Origin of the sequence: Streptomyces sp. NPDC086787, assembly GCF_044745865.1 — a bacterium.
Classification (GTDB): Bacteria; Actinomycetota; Actinomycetes; order Streptomycetales; family Streptomycetaceae; genus Streptomyces.
This window is the reverse complement of the sequence record NZ_JBIVBC010000006.1, coordinates 22,761-39,637: the sequence shown is the minus strand read 5'-3', so window position 1 is coordinate 39,637 and position 16,877 is coordinate 22,761. Positions and strand designations below refer to the sequence as shown.

The 16,877-nt window shown below is 69.6% G+C and carries 19 protein-coding genes and 1 pseudogene; 16 read left to right on the top strand and 4 right to left on the bottom strand.

What is annotated here, in order from left to right:
- Positions 1-44: 44 nt before the first annotated feature.
- Positions 45-485, bottom strand: coding sequence for a methylmalonyl-CoA epimerase (gene mce / locus ACIPK3_RS16665; RefSeq protein ID WP_402570287.1), 441 nt, complete (start codon positions 483-485; stop codon positions 45-47).
- A 148-nt stretch (positions 486-633) separates the two neighbouring features.
- Between mce and ACIPK3_RS16660 the strand changes: the two genes are divergently transcribed.
- Positions 634-1,839, top strand: a complete 1,206-nt coding sequence (locus ACIPK3_RS16660; protein ID WP_402570285.1) for an acetyl-CoA C-acetyltransferase — start codon at positions 634-636, stop codon at positions 1,837-1,839.
- A 47-nt stretch (positions 1,840-1,886) separates the two neighbouring features.
- Positions 1,887-2,843: a methylmalonyl Co-A mutase-associated GTPase MeaB gene (gene meaB, locus ACIPK3_RS16655; RefSeq protein WP_402570283.1), complete on the top strand. Its 957-nt coding sequence runs from the start codon at positions 1,887-1,889 to the stop codon at positions 2,841-2,843.
- A 76-nt stretch (positions 2,844-2,919) separates the two neighbouring features.
- On the opposite strand, the gene ACIPK3_RS16650 is transcribed toward meaB, so the two are convergent.
- Positions 2,920-3,213 carry an MTH1187 family thiamine-binding protein gene (locus ACIPK3_RS16650; RefSeq protein ID WP_029387678.1) on the bottom strand — a complete coding sequence of 98 codons (294 nt, stop codon included), beginning with the start codon at positions 3,211-3,213 and terminating at the stop codon, positions 2,920-2,922.
- The gene (locus tag ACIPK3_RS16645; RefSeq protein ID WP_402570281.1) at positions 3,210-3,560 is read right to left on the bottom strand and encodes a DUF3817 domain-containing protein; all 351 of its coding nucleotides are present in this window, start codon (positions 3,558-3,560) and stop codon (positions 3,210-3,212) included. The genes ACIPK3_RS16650 and ACIPK3_RS16645 overlap by 4 nt, the downstream gene beginning before the upstream one ends.
- 158 nt (positions 3,561-3,718) lie before the next feature.
- Here ACIPK3_RS16645 and ACIPK3_RS16640 point away from each other — a divergent pair, with 158 nt between their 5' ends.
- The 10 genes and pseudogenes from ACIPK3_RS16640 (at position 3,719) to ACIPK3_RS16595 (ending at position 11,482) form a co-directional block, all read left to right on the top strand.
- Complete coding sequence (locus tag ACIPK3_RS16640; protein ID WP_402570782.1) at positions 3,719-4,351, top strand: AIM24 family protein; 633 nt, start codon at positions 3,719-3,721, stop codon at positions 4,349-4,351.
- Positions 4,351-5,001 carry an AIM24 family protein gene (locus ACIPK3_RS16635; RefSeq protein WP_402570279.1) on the top strand — a complete coding sequence of 217 codons (651 nt, stop codon included), beginning with the start codon at positions 4,351-4,353 and terminating at the stop codon, positions 4,999-5,001. Before ACIPK3_RS16640 ends, ACIPK3_RS16635 begins: the two co-directional genes overlap by 1 nt.
- Positions 5,002-5,045: 44 nt before the next feature.
- Positions 5,046-5,801: an AIM24 family protein gene (locus tag ACIPK3_RS16630; protein WP_402570780.1), complete on the top strand. Its 756-nt coding sequence runs from the start codon at positions 5,046-5,048 to the stop codon at positions 5,799-5,801.
- 92 nt (positions 5,802-5,893) lie between these two features.
- Entirely contained in the window at positions 5,894-6,370 is a 477-nt protein-coding gene (locus tag ACIPK3_RS16625) for a MarR family winged helix-turn-helix transcriptional regulator (RefSeq protein ID WP_402570278.1), read from the top strand.
- Positions 6,371-6,594: 224 nt separating this feature from the next.
- Positions 6,595-7,365 (top strand): hypothetical protein, encoded by a 771-nt coding sequence (locus ACIPK3_RS16620; RefSeq protein WP_402570276.1) that lies wholly within the window; start codon positions 6,595-6,597, stop codon positions 7,363-7,365.
- Positions 7,362-8,036, top strand: coding sequence for a TetR/AcrR family transcriptional regulator (locus ACIPK3_RS16615; RefSeq protein ID WP_402570274.1), 675 nt, complete (start codon positions 7,362-7,364; stop codon positions 8,034-8,036). Before ACIPK3_RS16620 ends, ACIPK3_RS16615 begins: the two co-directional genes overlap by 4 nt.
- Before the next feature lie 297 nt (positions 8,037-8,333).
- Positions 8,334-8,693, top strand: a pseudogene (locus ACIPK3_RS16610) (MFS transporter); the annotation flags it as partial.
- 90 nt (positions 8,694-8,783) lie between these two features.
- Positions 8,784-9,293: a MarR family winged helix-turn-helix transcriptional regulator gene (locus tag ACIPK3_RS16605; protein ID WP_402570272.1), complete on the top strand. Its 510-nt coding sequence runs from the start codon at positions 8,784-8,786 to the stop codon at positions 9,291-9,293.
- A 54-nt stretch (positions 9,294-9,347) separates the two neighbouring features.
- Positions 9,348-9,686 (top strand): DUF3817 domain-containing protein, encoded by a 339-nt coding sequence (locus ACIPK3_RS16600; protein WP_402570270.1) that lies wholly within the window; start codon positions 9,348-9,350, stop codon positions 9,684-9,686.
- Between the two features lie 95 nt (positions 9,687-9,781).
- Positions 9,782-11,482, top strand: a complete 1,701-nt coding sequence (locus ACIPK3_RS16595; protein ID WP_402570268.1) for a methylmalonyl-CoA mutase — start codon at positions 9,782-9,784, stop codon at positions 11,480-11,482.
- A gap of 85 nt (positions 11,483-11,567) precedes the next feature.
- Here the strand turns inward: ACIPK3_RS16595 and ACIPK3_RS16590 are convergent, their stop codons facing one another.
- On the bottom strand, positions 11,568-12,254 hold the full coding sequence (locus ACIPK3_RS16590; RefSeq protein WP_402570266.1) for a TetR/AcrR family transcriptional regulator: 687 nt from the start codon (positions 12,252-12,254) through the stop codon (positions 11,568-11,570).
- Between the two features lie 222 nt (positions 12,255-12,476).
- On the opposite strand from ACIPK3_RS16590, the gene ACIPK3_RS16585 reads away from it, so the two are divergent.
- The 4 genes from ACIPK3_RS16585 (at position 12,477) to ACIPK3_RS16570 (ending at position 16,799) form a co-directional block, all read left to right on the top strand.
- Entirely contained in the window at positions 12,477-13,448 is a 972-nt protein-coding gene (locus tag ACIPK3_RS16585) for a tetratricopeptide repeat protein (RefSeq protein ID WP_402570264.1), read from the top strand.
- Positions 13,449-14,066: 618 nt separating this feature from the next.
- Complete coding sequence (locus tag ACIPK3_RS16580; protein WP_402570263.1) at positions 14,067-14,711, top strand: DUF6230 family protein; 645 nt, start codon at positions 14,067-14,069, stop codon at positions 14,709-14,711.
- A 116-nt stretch (positions 14,712-14,827) separates the two neighbouring features.
- On the top strand, positions 14,828-15,391 hold the full coding sequence (locus tag ACIPK3_RS16575; protein ID WP_402570262.1) for a DUF6114 domain-containing protein: 564 nt from the start codon (positions 14,828-14,830) through the stop codon (positions 15,389-15,391).
- Complete coding sequence (locus ACIPK3_RS16570; protein WP_402570260.1) at positions 15,381-16,799, top strand: hypothetical protein; 1,419 nt, start codon at positions 15,381-15,383, stop codon at positions 16,797-16,799. The genes ACIPK3_RS16575 and ACIPK3_RS16570 overlap by 11 nt, the downstream gene beginning before the upstream one ends.
- Positions 16,800-16,877: the final 78 nt, after the last annotated feature.

The window sequence follows — 16,877 nt, the reverse complement described above, 5'->3', positions numbered from 1 at the left end:
CGGGGGCGACCGCCCCCAACCCTACCGGCCCTCATGTACGAGGGTCAGTGCTCATGCGACTCAACAGGCGCGGATGTGACGAGTTCTGTCAGTACACCGTGGCAGTCCTTGGGGTGCAGGAAGGTGATCCGCGACCCCATGGAGCCGCGCCGGGGCTCCTCGTACAGAACGCGTACGCCCCTCTCGCGGATGTCCGCGGCGTCGGCGTCGACATCCGCCGTACCGAAAGCGATGTGGTGCACGCCCTCGCCGTTCTTGGCCAGCCACTTGGCGACCGTGGAGTCCTCGCGGGTGGGTTCGAGCAGCTGGAGGTAGGAGGCTCCGCCGTCGGACGTGTCGTTGATCTTGAGCATGGCCTCGCGCACGCCCTGCTCCTCGTTGACCTCGGTGTGGAACACCTCGAAGCCGTACGTGGACCGGTAGAACTCGACGGTCGTGTCGAGGTCGTGGCAGGCGATCCCGATGTGGTCGATTCGCGTCAGCATGGACTCAGTGCAGCGCTCCTGAGATGGTTACGCAACGTGCGCGCGATCACACCGACGGGCCGGTGACGGGTGCTGTACCGCTCAGTACATTCGAAGTAAACCCTCGTTCACTCCTCAGCTTTGTGCAGCTGAAAGGGGATCGCACCTCATGTCAGGAACGAACACCTCGGCCACCTCGGTCATCGTGGCCGGTGCCCGCACCCCGATGGGCCGACTGCTCGGCTCGCTCAAGTCCTTCAGCGGAGCCGACCTCGGCGGTTTCGCGATCAAGGCCGCCCTCGACCGTGCGGGAATCGGCGGCGACCAGGTGCAGTACGTGATCATGGGCCAGGTGCTCCAGGCCGGGGCAGGGCAGATCCCGGCGCGCCAGGCCGCGGTCAAGGGCGGCATTCCGATGAACGTCCCGGCGCTCACCATCAACAAGGTGTGTCTGTCCGGCCTCGACGCGATCGCGCTCGCCGACCAGCTGATCCGCGCCGGCGAGTTCGACATCGTGGTCGCGGGCGGCCAGGAGTCCATGACCAACGCCCCCCACCTGCTGCCGAAGTCCCGCGACGGCTTCAAGTACGGCGCGGTCGAGATGCTCGACGCCATGGCCCACGACGGTCTGACCGACTCCTTCGAGGGCGTCGCCATGGGCGAGTCCACGGAGAAGCACAACACCCGCCTGGGCATCAGGCGCCCGGAGCAGGACGAGATCGCCGCCCTCTCCCACCAGCGGGCCGCGGCTGCGCAGAAGAACGGGATCTTCGAGGCGGAGATCACCCCGGTCGAGATCCCGCAGCGCAAGGGCGACCCGGTCCTCTTCAGCAAGGACGAGGGCATTCGCGGCGACACGACCGCGGAGTCGCTGGGCAGGCTGCGTCCGGCGTTCGCCAAGGACGGCACGATCACCGCGGGCTCCGCCTCGCAGATCTCCGACGGCGCCGCGGCCGTGGTCGTGATGAGCAAGGCCAAGGCCGAGGAGCTGGGCCTGGACTGGATCGCCGAGATCGGCGCCCACGGCAACGTGGCCGGCCCGGACAACTCCCTTCAGTCGCAGCCGTCGAACGCCATCCTGCACGCGCTGAAGAAGGACGGTCTGGACGTCTCCGACCTGGACCTCATCGAGATCAACGAGGCCTTCGCCGCCGTCGCGGTGCAGTCAATGAAGGACCTCGGGGTTTCCACGGAAAAGGTGAACGTCAACGGCGGGGCCATCGCCCTCGGCCACCCGATCGGCATGTCCGGCGCGCGTCTGGTGCTGCACCTGGCGCTGGAGCTGAAGCGCCGGGGCGGCGGGGTCGGCGCGGCCGCGCTGTGCGGTGGCGGCGGTCAGGGTGACGCGCTGATCGTGCGGGTGCCCAAGGCCTGAGTGGCCTGAGCAAGCGGTACGTCTTCTCGTAAGCGAACGGAGCTGTGATGCAGGACGTCTCCTCTCTGGTGGCCCAGGCCAGGGAAGGCCGGCCGCGGGCCGTGGCCCGGCTGATCTCCTTGGTGGAGGGGGCGTCCCCACAGCTCAGGGAGGTCATGGCGGCGCTCGCGCCGCTGACCGGCAACGCATACGTGGTCGGTCTGACGGGCTCGCCCGGCGTCGGCAAGTCGACGTCGACCTCCGCCCTGGTGACCGCATACCGCAAACAAGGCAAACGGGTCGGCGTGCTCGCCGTCGACCCGTCGTCGCCCTTCTCCGGCGGCGCCCTGCTCGGTGACCGCGTCCGGATGTCGGACCACGCCTCCGACCCCGGCGTCTACATCCGCTCGATGGCCACCCGTGGCCATCTCGGCGGCCTCGCCTGGGCCGCCCCGCAGGCCATCCGGGTGCTGGACGCGGCGGGCTGCGACGTGATCCTGGTCGAGACGGTGGGCGTCGGGCAGTCCGAGGTGGAGATCGCCTCCCAGGCGGACACCTCGGTGGTCCTCCTCGCCCCCGGCATGGGGGACGGCATCCAGGCCGCCAAGGCGGGCATCCTGGAGATCGGTGACGTCTACGTGGTCAACAAGGCCGACCGCGACGGCGCCGACGCCACGGCCCGGGAGCTGAACCACATGCTGGGCCTCGGCGAGTCCCGCGGCCCCGGCGACTGGCGCCCGCCCATCGTCAAGACGGTGGCCGCCCGAGCCGAGGGCGTGGACGAGGTCGTGGAGGCCCTGGAGAAGCACCGCGCCTGGATGGAGGAGCGCGGCGTACTCGCCGAGCGCCGCCGGGCCCGGGCCTCCCGCGAGGTGGAGACCATCGCCGTCACGGCCCTGCGCGAGCGCATCGGCGACCTCCACGGCGACCGCCGTCTCGGCGCCCTGGCGGAGCGCATCGTCGCGGGCGAACTGGATCCCTACCGTGCGGCGGACGACCTGGTGGCGAGCCTGACGGAGGGCTGACCCGGCGGGAAGCCCGGCATGCGCGTCCGCGCCTGCCGGGCTTCGCCTGATCCGGAAAACACGTCCTAGCCGTGTCCTAGCCGGCCAGGTGGCGTTCCACCGTCTCCACCTTGGAGGTGAGCCCGTCGGTGACCCCGGGGCGGATGTCCGCCTTGAGGACGAGGGACACCCGCGGGGCGCGTGCCTCCACGGCGGCCACGGCGCGGCGTACGACGTCCATGACCTCGTCCCACTCGCCCTCGACGGAGGTGAACATCGCGTCGGTGCGGTGGGGCAGCCCCGACTCGCGTACGACGCGGACTGCGTCGGCGACGTACTCCCCGACGTCCTCGCCGACGCCGAGGGGCGTCACGGAGAAGGCGACGATCACGCGTTCACCACGCCTTCCTTGCGGGCGCGGGCGGCGATGACCGCGTCCTCCGCCTCGCGGCGCAGCGTGCGCTCGATGACGAAGCCGCCGCCCGGGATGATCGAGTAGGCGAAGTAGAGCGCGGCCTTGCCCCGCGCCCACTTGGCGCGGTTCCAGGCGTCGGCCCAGAAGATCACGTAGAGGACGAACAGCACACCGTGGATCGGCCCCAGTACCCGGGCGACGTCGACGCTCGAAGTGATCGTGTACTTGATGACCGTGCAGGCCGCAAGGACGATCCAGGAGATGCCCTCCGGCACGGAGATCAGCCGGAGGCGGCGGATGGCGGAGGCTGTCTTGAGGTCCACGGGTCACCTTCGGTGAGAGGGAGCGGCGTCGGCGCGCGGCGCCCACGGTTTGTGAACGCACGCACAAGCGTCCGCCCATTGTGGCAAACGCCCCACCGGTCCCAGGGGGAGGGGTCTGTCCGTGACGGGGCGTCCGCCGCTACCTTCGCAGCGTGGCGATGTTCCGACTTCAAGGAAGCAAGGTCCTCGCCGTCGACATGACCGGGGACGCCGTGAAGGCCAAGAACGGCTCGATGGTCGCGTACGACGGGCAGATGGCCTTCAAGAAACTCAGCGGCGGCGGTGAGGGGCTCCGGGGGATGGTGACCCGCCGGCTGACCGGCGAGCAGATGACCGTGATGGAGGTGAAGGGCCAGGGGACCTGCTGGTTCGCGGACCGCGCGTCCGAGATCAACCTCGTCAGCCTTCAGGGGGACAAGCTGTACGTGGAGGCGAGCAACCTGCTCGCGACCGACGCCGGGCTGCGCACCGGTACGTCCTTCACCGGGCTGCGGGGGGCCACCCAGGGCAACGGGCTGTTCACGACGACCGTCGAGGGGCACGGGCAGGCGGCCATCACGTCCGACGGCCCGGCCGTGGTCCTGCGGGTCAGCTCGCAGTACCCGCTGACCGTCGACCCCGGCGCCTACATCGCGCACCAGGGGAACGTACGGCAGTCCTTCCAGTCCGGCGTGACGTTCCGCACCTTCCTCGGGGAGGGCAGCGGTGAGGCCTTCCAGATCCGCTTCGAGGGCGACGGACTGGTGTACGTGCAGCCGAGTGAGCGGAACACGATCGCGGGGGACGTGTGATGGCGCTGCGGGAGATCAACTCGAAGATGGTCGAGGCGACGGTCCTGCCCGGCCAGCGGCTGTTCAGTCAGCGCGGGGCGATGCTCGCCTACCGGGGCGACGTGTCCTTCACGCCCAACATCCAGGGCGGCCAGGGCGGGGTCATGTCGATGCTCGGGCGGCGGGTGGCCGGCGAGGCGACCCCGCTGATGACCGTGGAGGGCAGCGGCACCGTCTTCTTCGGGCACGGCGGCCACCACGTCCAGGTCATCCACCTCGGCGGCGACACCCTCTATGTGGAGGCGGACCGGCTGCTGGCCTTCGAGGGCACGCTCCAGCAGGGGACGATGTTCATGGGCGCGCAGGGCGGGGTCATGGGGCTGGTGCGGGGGCAGGTGACGGGGCAGGGTCTGTTCACGACCACCCTCAAGGGGCAGGGGGCGGTGGCCGTGATGGCGCACGGGGGCGTCTTCGAGATCCCGATCACCCCGCAGCGCCCGGTTCATGTCGACCCGCAGGCGTACGTCGCCCATCACGGCGAGGTGCGCAACAAGCTCTCCACCGCGCTGGGCTGGCGCGACATGGTGGGGCGCGGCTCGGGCGAAGCGTTCCAGCTGGAGCTGAGCGGCAGTGGCGTGGTGTACGTGCAGGCCTCGGAGGAGAAGCTGTGACCGTCTATCCGGGGACCGGGGCCGGTCCCGTGATCCACGACCCGATGACGCTGCCGTCCGACGACAACGTCAACAAGTACACGTTCTGCGTGGAGCTCAAGAGCGGGCAGTGGTTCCTGCAGAAGGGGAAGATGATCGCCTACTACGGGGCGATCGAGTTCAACGGCTTCGGGCACGGCCGACTTGACCGTCTTGTCCGTACGTCGTTCCATTCGCCACTGCACGCGGGCGAGTGGGTCGTGGCGGAGGGCTCGGGCAAAATGCTCCTCGCCGACCGGGCCTTCGATGTGAATTCGTACGACCTGGAGGATGGCAACCTGACCATTCGCTCCGGCAACTTGCTTGCTTTTCAGCCAAGTCTCGCGCTCAAGCAGTCGATCGTGCCGGGTTTTCTGACCCTTATCGGAACCGGGAAGTTCGTGGCCGCATCTAACGGCCCGGTGGTGTTCATGGAACCCCCGATCCGGGTGGACCCGCAGGCGCTGGTGGGATGGGCCGACTGCCCCTCGCCGTGCCATCACTACGACCACGGTTACCTGACCGGCGTAATGGGCGGTCTACGTGCGATGACGGGCCTCGGCGGGGCCTCCGGGGAAGAGCACCAGTTCGAGTTCGTGGGAGCCGGAACCGTACTGCTCCAGTCGACCGAGACCCTCATGGCGGACCAGGCCGTCGGAGGGGTCCCGCACGAGCCCGGAGTCCCCGGCGGGGGTGGGGTACCGGGGGGCCACGGACAGGCTCCCGGCGCACCGCGCCTTCCCGGACAGCTGGGAGACCTCCAGCGTCGCTTCGGGCTGTGAGCGGTAGTCTGCGGAGTGTGACATCGAACGCGTGCGCACAGTCACACCACCCTCACTAGTTCGTCTTTCAACTTCTTAGGTAGACTTGATTCATGGAGACCGACACGGCCACGCGCTGGCTGACCGAAGCGGAGCAGTGCGCCTGGCGCACCCACCTGGAGGTCAACAGGCTGTTGACGTATCAGCTCGAAAAGGACCTCCAGCCGTTCGGCTTGACGATGAACGACTACGAGATCCTGGTCAATCTGTCCGAGTCGGAGGACGTACGGATGCGGATGAGTGACCTCGCGTCCTCCACGCTCCAGTCCAAGAGCCGCCTCTCGCACCAGATCACCCGCATGGAGAACGCCAACCTGGTCCGGCGCGAGAACTGCGAGTCCGACCGTCGCGGGTTGTACGCGGTGCTCACCGACCACGGCATGGAGACCATGCAGAAGGTCGCGCCCTACCATGTGGCGTCCGTGCGCAGACACTTCATCGACCTGCTGTCGTCGGACGCGCTGGACGAGCTGGACAAGGCCCTGAAGCCGATCGCAGACCATCTCCGGGGGCAGCGGGGCCGCCCCTGACCCCCTCCGTCCCGCCCGACGGCGGAACACACACCCCGAGCGCAGGGCGCCGGCCGGCACACCCGCCGCCGGCGCCTTCGCCGTGTCGGGGCGGGTGAAGAGCCCCGCACACGCCATGACCGCCGCCTGGATTCGCTTGATTGAGCGATCGCTCAAGCGGGTGTACCTTTCCTGTTCAGTCCCTTGAGCGTTCGCTCAAACACTCACTGACGGGGGAACATCGCATGGTGAGTAAGGCGAGCAAGGCCCTCCACGCGGAGATCCGAATACGTGCCGACCTCGACGAACTGTGGACGTACACCCAGGACCCCGTTCGACACCAGCGGTGGGACCTCCGGTTCACCGAGATCGCCCATCTCCCGCGCGTGGACGGCGAACCGCAGCGCTTCCGGTACGCGAAGCGGATCCTGCCGTTCCTCACGGTCTCCGGCACCGGCGTCCTGGCGGGGGAGAAGGAACGCCCCGACGGCACCCGCACCTCCGCCCTGCGCTTCACCTCCCCGCACCCCCTCTCGCTGATCGCCGAGGGCAGCGGCTACTGGCGGTACGTCCCCGAGACCGACGGCGTCCGCCTCCTCACCGGCTACGACTACCGCCCCCGCTGGGGCGCCTTCGGCGCGCTCGCCGACCGGATGCTCTTCCGGCCGCTGATCGGATGGGCGACCGCCTGGTCCTTCGACCGGCTCCGGCTGTGGCTGGAGCGCGGGATCACCCCGGAGCGGGCGCTGCGCAACTGGCTGACCGAACTGGCCGTCCGGGCACTCGTACTCGCCGTCGCCTGCGGCGGCTTCGGCCTGCGCCCCCTCGTCGGCATCCTCGGCTCGCTCGCGCCCGCCGTGGCGTTCCTGTGCCCGCTGCTCCTCCTCGTCGCCATCTACCTGGCTGTCTTCAAGGCGCCCCTCGCCCACACCCCGGCCGCCCGCCGCTGCCCGCGCACTCCGGCCGCCCAGATGCGCGCCCCCTGTGTCCTGCGCACCCTGGAGATCCCGTCATGAGCTCGACCCCGGAGACGGCCAAGTCCCAGGAGACCAAGGCCAAACTGCTGGAGGGCGCGCTGCGCACGCTCACCGAACAGGGCATCGCCAAGACGTCGGCCCGCACCGTCGCCGCGGCCGCGGGCGTCAACCAGGCCCTGGTCTTCTACCACTTCGGCTCCATGGACGAACTCCTCGCCGCCGCCTGCCGCTACGGCGCCGGAAGAGCCGTGGACCGCTACCGTGACCGCCTCGCCGCAGTCACCTCCCTGACCGAACTCCTGGCCGCGGGCCGGGAGATCCACGAGCAGGAGCGCGCGGGCGGCAGCCTGGCGCTCCTCGGCCAGCTGCTCGCCGGAGCCCAGACCCACGCGATCCTCCGCCCGGCCACCGCCGCGGGCCTCGACCTGTGGATCACCGAGATCGAGAAGGTGCTGACGCGGGTGCTCGCGGGCACCCCCTTCGGCGAGTTCACCGACCCGGCGGGACTGGCACGCGCCGTCGCCGCCTCGTTCGTCGGCATCGAACTGTACGAAGGAGTGGACGAGAACGGCGCCCAGGCGGCTCTCGACGCCCTGGAACAACTCGGCGCCCTGGTGGCCGCCTTGGAGGAGCTCGGCCCGGTCGCGCAGCGCGCGGTCCGCCACCACCTGCGGCGCACAAGCCCTGAGCGGCCCCCGAAGCCGACATGATGCCCAGCAGATGGGCGAGGGCAGTGGTGGTCGACGGCTCGTCGAGGGCGGGCTGCCAGGGCGGGTCGAAGGTACTGATCACGTCCGGCCGGCTGAACACGCTCGGCATCAGCACCAGCCCCTGTCCACACAGGTGCCGCTCGTGCTCGCCGCGCGACTCGACGGTCGGCGTCCCGTTCTGCCGGCCGAGGCGCCCGCTGATCTCCGGCAGCAGACCGCCCAGGTCGACCTCGGCGAGCCGACGGGAGTGAAAGGCGGTGTCCGCGTCCAGCACGGCGCGCAACCGGGGCCGGTCCGGCGCCACCAGCAGCTGCCAGGCCCGCTTCATCGTCCGGCCTCGGCCTGCTGATGTGCGCCCTGCCCGTGGGGGCGATCGTGGGCGAGGTGTTCGCCGGCCCCCGGCTGGGGTCCTCGACCCGCGAGCGGATCGCGCTTCCGTTGGTCTGCCTGACGCTGCTGCCGTATCCGGGCTACGCCCTGCACCCCGGCCTGCCGGTCGCGCTGCTCCTGCTGCTGCTCTCCGGCATCGGATCCGCGTACTCCCTGGGCCTGGACCAGTGGCTGGTCCGGGACGTGCCCGAGGAGCTGCGCGGCCGGGCCATGACCCTGCTCAGCGCGGGGCGGGTGACCGTCCAGGGCGCGGGCATGGCGCTGGCGCGGCGGCCGCGGCCCGGCGTACGGATCCCGGGGGCGACCGAAGTCCGAGACAGGGCTGAACCGCAGATGACCCCCCGGTAGGGTCGTTGCGTGCCGAAGCCTCTCAGTCTTCCCTTCGACCCCATCGCCCGTGCCGACGACCTCTGGAAGCAGCGCTGGGGAAACGTGCCCTCGATGGCCGCGATCACCTCGATCATGCGCGCGCACCAGATCCTGCTCGCCGAGGTCGACGCGGTGGTGAAGCCGTACGGGCTGACGTTCGCCCGCTACGAGGCGCTGGTGCTGCTCACCTTCTCCAAGGCCGGTGAGCTGCCGATGTCGAAGATCGGCGAGCGGCTCATGGTGCACCCCACGTCGGTGACGAACACCGTGGACCGGCTGGTGAGCGCGGGGCTGGTGACCAAGCGGCCCAACCCCAACGACGGGCGCGGCACCCTCGCGGCCATCACCGACAAGGGGCGCGAGGCGGTCGACGCGGCCACCCGGGACCTGATGGCGATGGACTTCGGGCTCGGGGTGTACGACGCGGAGGAGTGCGGCGAGATCTTCGCGATGCTGCGGCCGCTGCGCGTCTCGGCACACGACTTCGACGCGGGCTGACACGGGGCCGACCCGGGGCGGGATCTACCGGAACGGGCCGTTACGCTCATCGGCATGAAGAAAAGCGTGCTGACCCGCTACCGCGTCCTCGCCTATGTCACCGGCGTGCTGCTGGTGCTGCTGTGCCTGGGCATGATCGCCAAGTACGGCATGGACGTCGACGGCGCGGCGGACTTCACCCGGGTCGTGGCCATCGCGCACGGCTGGCTCTACGTCGTGTACCTCGTCGTCGCCTTCGACCTGGGCTCCAAGGCCAAGTGGCCGGTCGCCCGGCAGCTGTGGGTACTCCTCGCGGGGACCATTCCGACCGCCGCCTTCTTCGTCGAGCGCAAGGTCACCCGCGAGCTGGACGCCCAGGTCACGGGCCAGGTTCCGGCCCCCGTCAAGGCGTAGCCTCCCTCGTCGAGGCGCAGTCTCCACCGTCGCGCGAGTCACACGCGGCGGTTTCCCATCGACATTTACTAGGACGTCCTAGTAAATTCGATGGTATGGACGCTGACGCCATCGAAGAGGGCCGGAGCCGCTGGCAGGCCCGCTATGACGCCGCGCGCAAGCGCGACGCTGACTTCACCACGCTCTCCGGGGACCCCGTGGAGCCGGTGTACGGACCCCGACCGGGGGACAGGTACGAGGGCTTCGAGCGAATCGGCTGGCCCGGGGAGTATCCCTTCACCCGCGGTCTGCATCCGACCGGCTACCGGGGGCGGGCCTGGACCATCCGGCAGTTCGCCGGGTTCGGCAACGCCGAGCAGACCAACGAGCGCTACAAGATGATCCTGGCCGCGGGCGGTGGCGGCCTGTCGGTCGCCTTCGACATGCCCACGCTCATGGGCCGCGACTCCGACGACCCGCGCTCGCTGGGCGAGGTCGGGCACTGCGGGGTCGCCATCGACTCGGCCGCCGACATGGAGGTCCTCTTCAAGGACATCCCGCTGGGTGACGTCACCACCTCGATGACGATCAGCGGACCGGCGGTCCCTGTCTTCTGCATGTACCTGGTCGCCGCCGAGCGGCAGGGCGTCGACCCCGCCGTCCTGAACGGCACACTCCAGACGGACATCTTCAAGGAGTACATCGCGCAGAAGGAGTGGCTCTTCCAGCCCGAGCCCCATCTGCGGCTGATCGGCGACCTGATGGAGCACTGCGCGGCCGGCATCCCCGCCTACAAGCCGCTGTCCGTCTCCGGCTACCACATCCGCGAGGCCGGTGCGACGGCCGCGCAGGAGCTGGCGTACACGCTGGCGGACGGCTTCGGATACGTCGAACTGGGCCTCTCGCGCGGGCTCGACGTGGACGTCTTCGCACCCGGCCTCTCCTTCTTCTTCGACGCGCACGTCGACTTCTTCGAGGAGATCGCCAAGTTCCGCGCGGCCCGCCGGATCTGGGCCCGCTGGATGCGGGAGGTGTACGGCGCGAAGACCGACAAGGCCCAGTGGCTGCGCTTCCACACGCAGACCGCCGGTGTCTCGCTCACCGCGCAGCAGCCGTACAACAACGTGGTCCGCACCGCGGTCGAGGCGCTCGCGGCGGTGCTCGGCGGCACCAACTCGCTGCACACCAACGCCCTGGACGAGACGCTCGCGCTGCCCAGCGAGCAGGCGGCCGAGATCGCGCTGCGCACCCAGCAGGTGCTGATGGAGGAGACCGGCGTCGCCAACGTGGCCGACCCGCTGGGCGGCTCGTGGTACATCGAGCAGCTCACGGACCGGATCGAGGCCGACGCGGAGAAGATCTTCGACCAGATCAAGGAGCGCGGACTGCGGGCGCACCCCGACGGTCGCCACCCGATCGGGCCGATCACCTCCGGCATCCTGCGCGGCATCGAGGACGGCTGGTTCACCGGCGAGATCGCGGAGTCCGCGTTCCGCTACCAGCAGTCCCTTGAGAAGGGCGACAAGAGGGTGGTGGGCGTCAACGTCGCCACCGGCTCCGTCACCGGCGACCTGGAGATCCTGCGCGTCAGCCACGAGGTGGAGCGCGAGCAGGTCCGGATGCTCGCCTCCCGCAAGACCGCCCGCGACGAACCCCGCGTCAAGGCGGCCCTGGACGCCATGCTCGCCGCCGCCCGCGACGGCTCGAACATGATCGAGCCCATGCTGGACGCCGTACGGGCCGAGGCGACCCTCGGCGAGATCTGCGGAGTGCTGCGCGACGAGTGGGGGGTGTACACGGAGCCGGCGGGCTTCTAGACCCTCAAGGGCCTCAAGGGCCTCAAGGGCCTCAAGGGCCTCAAGGGCCTCAAGGGCCTCAAGGGCCTCAAGGGCCTCAAGGGCCTCAAGGGGCACCTTCAGGGCCCGTCTCGGGGCCCCGCGGGGGTGTCAGGGTCCCCGAGGGTCCCTCCGGTGACTCGGCCGCCGCCAGGCCCAGCACCAGGACGCGGGTGAAGGAGCGCACCCAGTCGGCGTCGGCCGGCTCCGCGCTCACCAGCGTGCGGTGCACCACCGCGCCCGCCACCACGTCGAAGATCAGATCGACCGCGCGAGCCGCCTCCTCGGGATTCCTCTCGGGGGGCAGCTCGCCCCGTCCCTGGGCGCGGGCGCGGCCCTCGAGCACCAGGCGCTTCTGGCGGTCCACGATGGACGAGCGGATGCGCTCGCGCAGCGCGTCGTCCCGGGTGGACTCCGCGACCACCGCCATCAGGCCGCTCCTGGCCTCCGGTCTGGCCAGGATGGCCGCGAACTGGAGGACCGCGCCCTCGATGTCGGCGGCCAGACTGCCGCGGTCGGGCAGTTCGAGCTCGTCGAAGAGTTCCGCGACCGCGTCCACCACCAGCTCGTGCTTGCCGGACCAGCGGCGGTACAGCGTCGTCTTCGCGACCCCGGCCCGTGTCGCCACGTCTCCCAGGGTGAGCCTGGACCAGCCGAGTTCCACCAGCGCCTGCCGCGTCGCCGCCAGGATCGCGGCGTCCGCGGTGGCGCTGCGCGGTCGGCCGGTACGGCTGGCGGGGGTGCGGCTCTGCATCCCACGACCATAACCGGCGGTTCCTGTGAGGCCGTGAGGGAGATCACCGAGGCGTGGTGTCGCCAGGGCCCCGGATGCCATTACGCTACGACTCGTAGCGAAAGCTCGCGCTGGACGTGCGCGAGCGACGCTCACACACGACCAGCGTTTGGTGCCGCGTGGGGACCCGGCACCTCGTACATCGTTTTTCATTCATGCGCGGGAACGGGGGAGGATAGACGCATGCAGCCACGGAACATGTCCATGAGCGGCGTTGTCGACCTCGCCGCGGTGAAGGCGGCCCAGGATGCCAAGGCCAAGGCCGAGCAGACGCGCGCCGAAGCGGCCCGCCAGGGCGGGACGGGAGCCGTCTCGCCGGCCGATCTCGTCATCGACGTCGATGAGGCCACCTTCGAGCGCGACGTACTCCAGCGGTCGGCCGAAGTACCCGTCGTCATCGACTTCTGGGCCGAGTGGTGTCAGCCCTGCAAGCAGCTGAGCCCGGTCCTGGAGCGGCTCGCGGTCGAGTACGGCGGCCGCTTCCTGCTGGCCAAGATCGACGTCGACGCCAACCAGATGCTGATGCAGCAGTTCGGGGTGCAGGGCATCCCGGCCGTCTTCGCCGTCGTCGCGGGACAGGCGCTGCCGCTCTTCCAGGGAGCGGCGGGCGAGCAGCAGATCCGCGAGACCCTCGACCAGCTGGTGCAGGTCGCCGAGCAGCGCTTCGGACTGACCGGCCTGACCGTCGACCCCGAAGCCGAGCCGGCCGACGCCACGATCCCCGCCGCACCGGTCGGGCCGTACGACGCGCTCCTCGAAGCCGCCGTACAGGCACTGGACGCCGGTGACCTGGGCGGAGCGATCCAGGCGTACCAGAGCGTGCTCGGCGAGGACCCGGGCAACAGCGAGGCCAAGCTGGGCCTGGCGCAGGCCGAGCTGCTCCAGCGGGTGCAGGGCGTGGACCCGCAGCAGGTGCGCAAGGACGCGGCCGAGAAGCCCGCGGACGCCGGGGCGCAGATCGCCGCCGCCGACCTGGACCTGATCGGTGGCCATGTGGAGGACGCCTTCGGGCGGCTCATCGAGACCGTTTCGCGTACGGCGGGTGACGACCGCGACGCCGTGCGTCGCCGGCTGCTGGAGCTCTTCGAGCTGGTGGGCGCGGACGATCCGCGGGTGATCGGGGCACGCAGGGCGCTGGCCCGAGCGCTCTTCTGACCGGTCACCGGACATCACGTCGTGTGATGTGCCGGTGAAGGATCTGGAGCAGGGGTTTCAAAGCGGCCGCGCTTTACCAAATCTTGGTAATCGCGGCCGCTGTTACTCCGAGTAAAAGACGCGCCTTCGTCTGTCTGTTTCTGTCCAGACATCAACAGTTTTGTTCCGCCCCTCGGCGACACCGAGAGTCGCCCTCCGAGACCTTCGGGTCGTTGTTCGGTTATCAGGCCGTTACTAGTGAGTAACGAACCCCCTTGTGTCGGCGGCGAGAATGCACCACGATCGGCCACGCTCGGTCCATTCCCCGCACCCCGGCAACCGGTCGGGTCCAGGGGTTCATGTGGGTCCCCACCGAGCAGGGTTGGCGGCAGTGGCGCCGGCTCTTGGGCAGGGGGGTCTTCGTCACTCGACGAAGCCTGTCCAGCAGGTTGTGCGTGATGCGTGTCAGGCGCGACCAGTGTCGCTCGGGGGTGATCGCCGGTGATTCGGGCGCGGTTCGCGCCGCCGAGTGCGGGCGCTCCCCTTCCGAGGACGTAGTGCTTCTCCATCCCTGCCCGGCTGAGCCGCCGCCCGGAGGCGAGCCAGGGTCAGGAGATGTACGTCCGAGAAGGAGGAAATATGGAGTCCCAGGTGCGTGGCGGGACCAGATGGAAGCGGTTCGCTGTGGTCATGGTGCCCAGCGTCGCCGCCACGGCGTGTATAGGTGTCGCCCTCGCGCAGGGCGCTCTCGCCGCGTCGTTCAGCGTCTCCGGCCAGCAGTTCAAGGTGACCGCCGACACCCTGCACGGTAAGGGTTTCGCGCAGTACGGCGCGGTCGACAGCGGTTACACGCTGGACGGCAAGAAGGCGGCTCGGCCCGTGGCCGTCTCGTCGTTCACGGACGCCAGCATCACCAACATGTGCCAGTCCGTGGTGACCCCGGTGCCGATCCTCGGCAACATCACCCTCCGTCTGGAGGCCGGTGGCGAGGGTCACGACGCGGTCGAGGCTCACAACCTCTACATCGACGTCGAGGACCTGAAGGCCGACGCGACCTTCCACAACATCGACATCGGTGTTGCCGCCAAGGACATGACCCAGGGTCCGGGCATGAAGGGCAACGGCGAGCAGGCCAACCCGTTCGGCTTCGCGCAGCAGGCCGAGTCGGCCGACCTGACCGGAGTGCAGCAGACGGCGTGGGCCACCACCGCCGGCACCTTCAAGCTCAGCGGTCTGCACATGTCGCTCAAGAAGGGCGACGGCAAGGGAATCGAGTGCTACTGAGCACCCGGTGATGGGCGGGGGAGCCGACGGCGCCCCCGCCCGTTCCATCATCGGCCGCGCTTCACACGCGGCACACATCACCACCACAGCAACGCCGCACCAGGGAGCTGTTTTCCATGAGCGCCGAGACCCCTGCCGCCGCATCCGGCCAGTTCACCCGCCGTCGGCTGCAGTTCCGCGCCTGGCGGGGCACACGTCCGTTCTGGGCCGGGCTGTACATCCTGCTCAGCGGCCTGCCGATCATGTACTTCCCGTACTTCCACCTCCGGCTCGGCCATCTCACGCTGGCGATGGCCACCACGGCGGGTGCCGGCTCCCTGATCATCGGCGTACTGCTCGTCGTCCTGGGCATCAGCCTCTGGTTCCAGAAGCACGTCAGAACGTTCGCGGGAGTCGCCGCGATCCTCCTGGCGCTGGTGTCCCTCCCCGTGTCCAACTTCGGCGGCTTCATCATGGGCTTCCTGCTCGCCCTCATCGGCGGAGCGATGGCCGTGGCATGGGTGCCGGGGGAGTCAGGGGAACCGCAGCCGACCGGCGAGGCCCCCGCGAGCACGGGCGGCGTGCCCGAGCCCGCCCCCGAGGTCGCGCTCGGCAAGGACACACACGGCATGGGCGAGCCGAACGACCTGTCAGGAACGAGCCCGGCGAACGGGGCGAACGGGAGGCACAGTGCCGGCTGACGAGGTGACCCACGGGACTGACGTGGACGAGTCCCGTGTGAGAACCGGGCCGCGACACGCGGCACCCAAGAGGCCGCTGTTCACCAGGTTCCACATGCCGGCGGGCAAGGCGATAGCCACGGTGGCGATGCCCACCGCGGTCCTCGTGGGCCTGGGCTTCACGTCCAGCCTGGCTCTCGCCGACAACGGCTCGACCCCGCCGACCTCGAAGAGTCTGACGGCCGACGAGTACAAGGACTGCGTCAAGGCTCTGGACGACGACGCGAAGGATGCCTCGTCCTCGCCGTCGCCCTCCGCGAGCGAGTCGGAGGACGCCAAGGGCTCCGACGATGCCAAGGACTCCAAGGGCTCCGAGGATGCCAAGGACTCCAAGGGCTCCGAGGACAAGAAGGACGAGGCCCCGTCCGCTTCCTCGGCCACCGGTAGCGGCAAGGGCACGTCGTCGTCGGGGTCGTCGGGTTCGGATTCCGGCAGCAAGCCGGCGCCCGCCCCGTCCTCGTCGTCGAGCAGCGCCGGTACGGACACGGCCGCTCCGTCGCAGCCCCAGGGTTCCGAGGACAAGGAGAACGTCCTCGAGAAGATCGGGGGCGCGATCAAGGACGTGTTCACCGGGGGAGGCGACCACTCGGACTCCACCACGAGCACGAGCCCCGCGCCCTCCGACACCACGTCCCCGTCCACGGATGCCGCCAAGGACAGCACGGACGGCAAGGACACCAAGGACTCGACCGGCGCCCAGGACACCGTCAAGGACACGGCCGACACCGTGACCAAGGCGGTCGGCAAGACCGTCAAGGACACCACCGACACGGCGTCCAAGACGGCCGACGAGGCCAAGGACGCGGCCGAGGACGCGGCAGGGCAGGCCACCGCCTCGCCCAGCCAGTCGGCCGACGACGCGAAGGCCAAGGCCGACGACGCCACGTCCGCGGACTCCTGTCCGGCGGCCACCGAGGACGAGAGCGGTGTCGACAACAAGACGCCGGTCGCGGACGACCCCTGGTACCTCAACGCCAGCTCGCTGACCCTCAAGAGCGCCGACTACAAGGGCGTCGTCGAGGTGAAGACGGCCAACGGCACCAGGAAGAAGGTGCTCAAGTACGTCATCTCGGGTGGCACCGACATCGGCGACCTGCACCAGACCGTGCTGGACAAGCAGTCGGGCAAGACCTACCACGTGCAGGCGCGTGAGGGTTCGACGTCCACCATCCGTGACGGTGACACGGTCATGTACACGGAGAAGATCTCCGGCAACCTGTTCGGTCTGATCCCGGTGACGTTCAGCCCGGACAGCCCGCCGCCGCTCAACATCCCGCTGATCTACTTCACCAAGGTGAAGGTGACGCAGGCCGGCCAGTTCGGCGGCAGCCTGCACGTGCCCGGGATGCACGTCTACACCACCGACTGAGCGCAGCCACAAGCCCGTCCGGGAGCCGCAACACGGCCGAGGGCGCCCCCTTTCGCAGGGGGCGCCCTCGCTGTCGTA

Coding starts and splice junctions, on each gene's coding strand:
- mce (WP_402570287.1), bottom strand. CDS start 485: ATGCTGACGCGAATCGACCACATCGGGATCGCCTGCCACGACCTCGAC.
- ACIPK3_RS16660 (WP_402570285.1), top strand. CDS start 634: ATGTCAGGAACGAACACCTCGGCCACCTCGGTCATCGTGGCCGGTGCC.
- meaB (WP_402570283.1), top strand. CDS start 1,887: ATGCAGGACGTCTCCTCTCTGGTGGCCCAGGCCAGGGAAGGCCGGCCG.
- ACIPK3_RS16640 (WP_402570782.1), top strand. CDS start 3,719: ATGTTCCGACTTCAAGGAAGCAAGGTCCTCGCCGTCGACATGACCGGG.
- ACIPK3_RS16635 (WP_402570279.1), top strand. CDS start 4,351: ATGGCGCTGCGGGAGATCAACTCGAAGATGGTCGAGGCGACGGTCCTG.
- ACIPK3_RS16630 (WP_402570780.1), top strand. CDS start 5,046: ATGACGCTGCCGTCCGACGACAACGTCAACAAGTACACGTTCTGCGTG.
- ACIPK3_RS16625 (WP_402570278.1), top strand. CDS start 5,894: ATGGAGACCGACACGGCCACGCGCTGGCTGACCGAAGCGGAGCAGTGC.
- ACIPK3_RS16620 (WP_402570276.1), top strand. CDS start 6,595: ATGGTGAGTAAGGCGAGCAAGGCCCTCCACGCGGAGATCCGAATACGT.
- ACIPK3_RS16615 (WP_402570274.1), top strand. CDS start 7,362: ATGAGCTCGACCCCGGAGACGGCCAAGTCCCAGGAGACCAAGGCCAAA.
- ACIPK3_RS16600 (WP_402570270.1), top strand. CDS start 9,348: ATGAAGAAAAGCGTGCTGACCCGCTACCGCGTCCTCGCCTATGTCACC.
- ACIPK3_RS16595 (WP_402570268.1), top strand. CDS start 9,782: ATGGACGCTGACGCCATCGAAGAGGGCCGGAGCCGCTGGCAGGCCCGC.
- ACIPK3_RS16590 (WP_402570266.1), bottom strand. CDS start 12,254: ATGCAGAGCCGCACCCCCGCCAGCCGTACCGGCCGACCGCGCAGCGCC.
- ACIPK3_RS16585 (WP_402570264.1), top strand. CDS start 12,477: ATGCAGCCACGGAACATGTCCATGAGCGGCGTTGTCGACCTCGCCGCG.
- ACIPK3_RS16580 (WP_402570263.1), top strand. CDS start 14,067: ATGGAGTCCCAGGTGCGTGGCGGGACCAGATGGAAGCGGTTCGCTGTG.
- ACIPK3_RS16575 (WP_402570262.1), top strand. CDS start 14,828: ATGAGCGCCGAGACCCCTGCCGCCGCATCCGGCCAGTTCACCCGCCGT.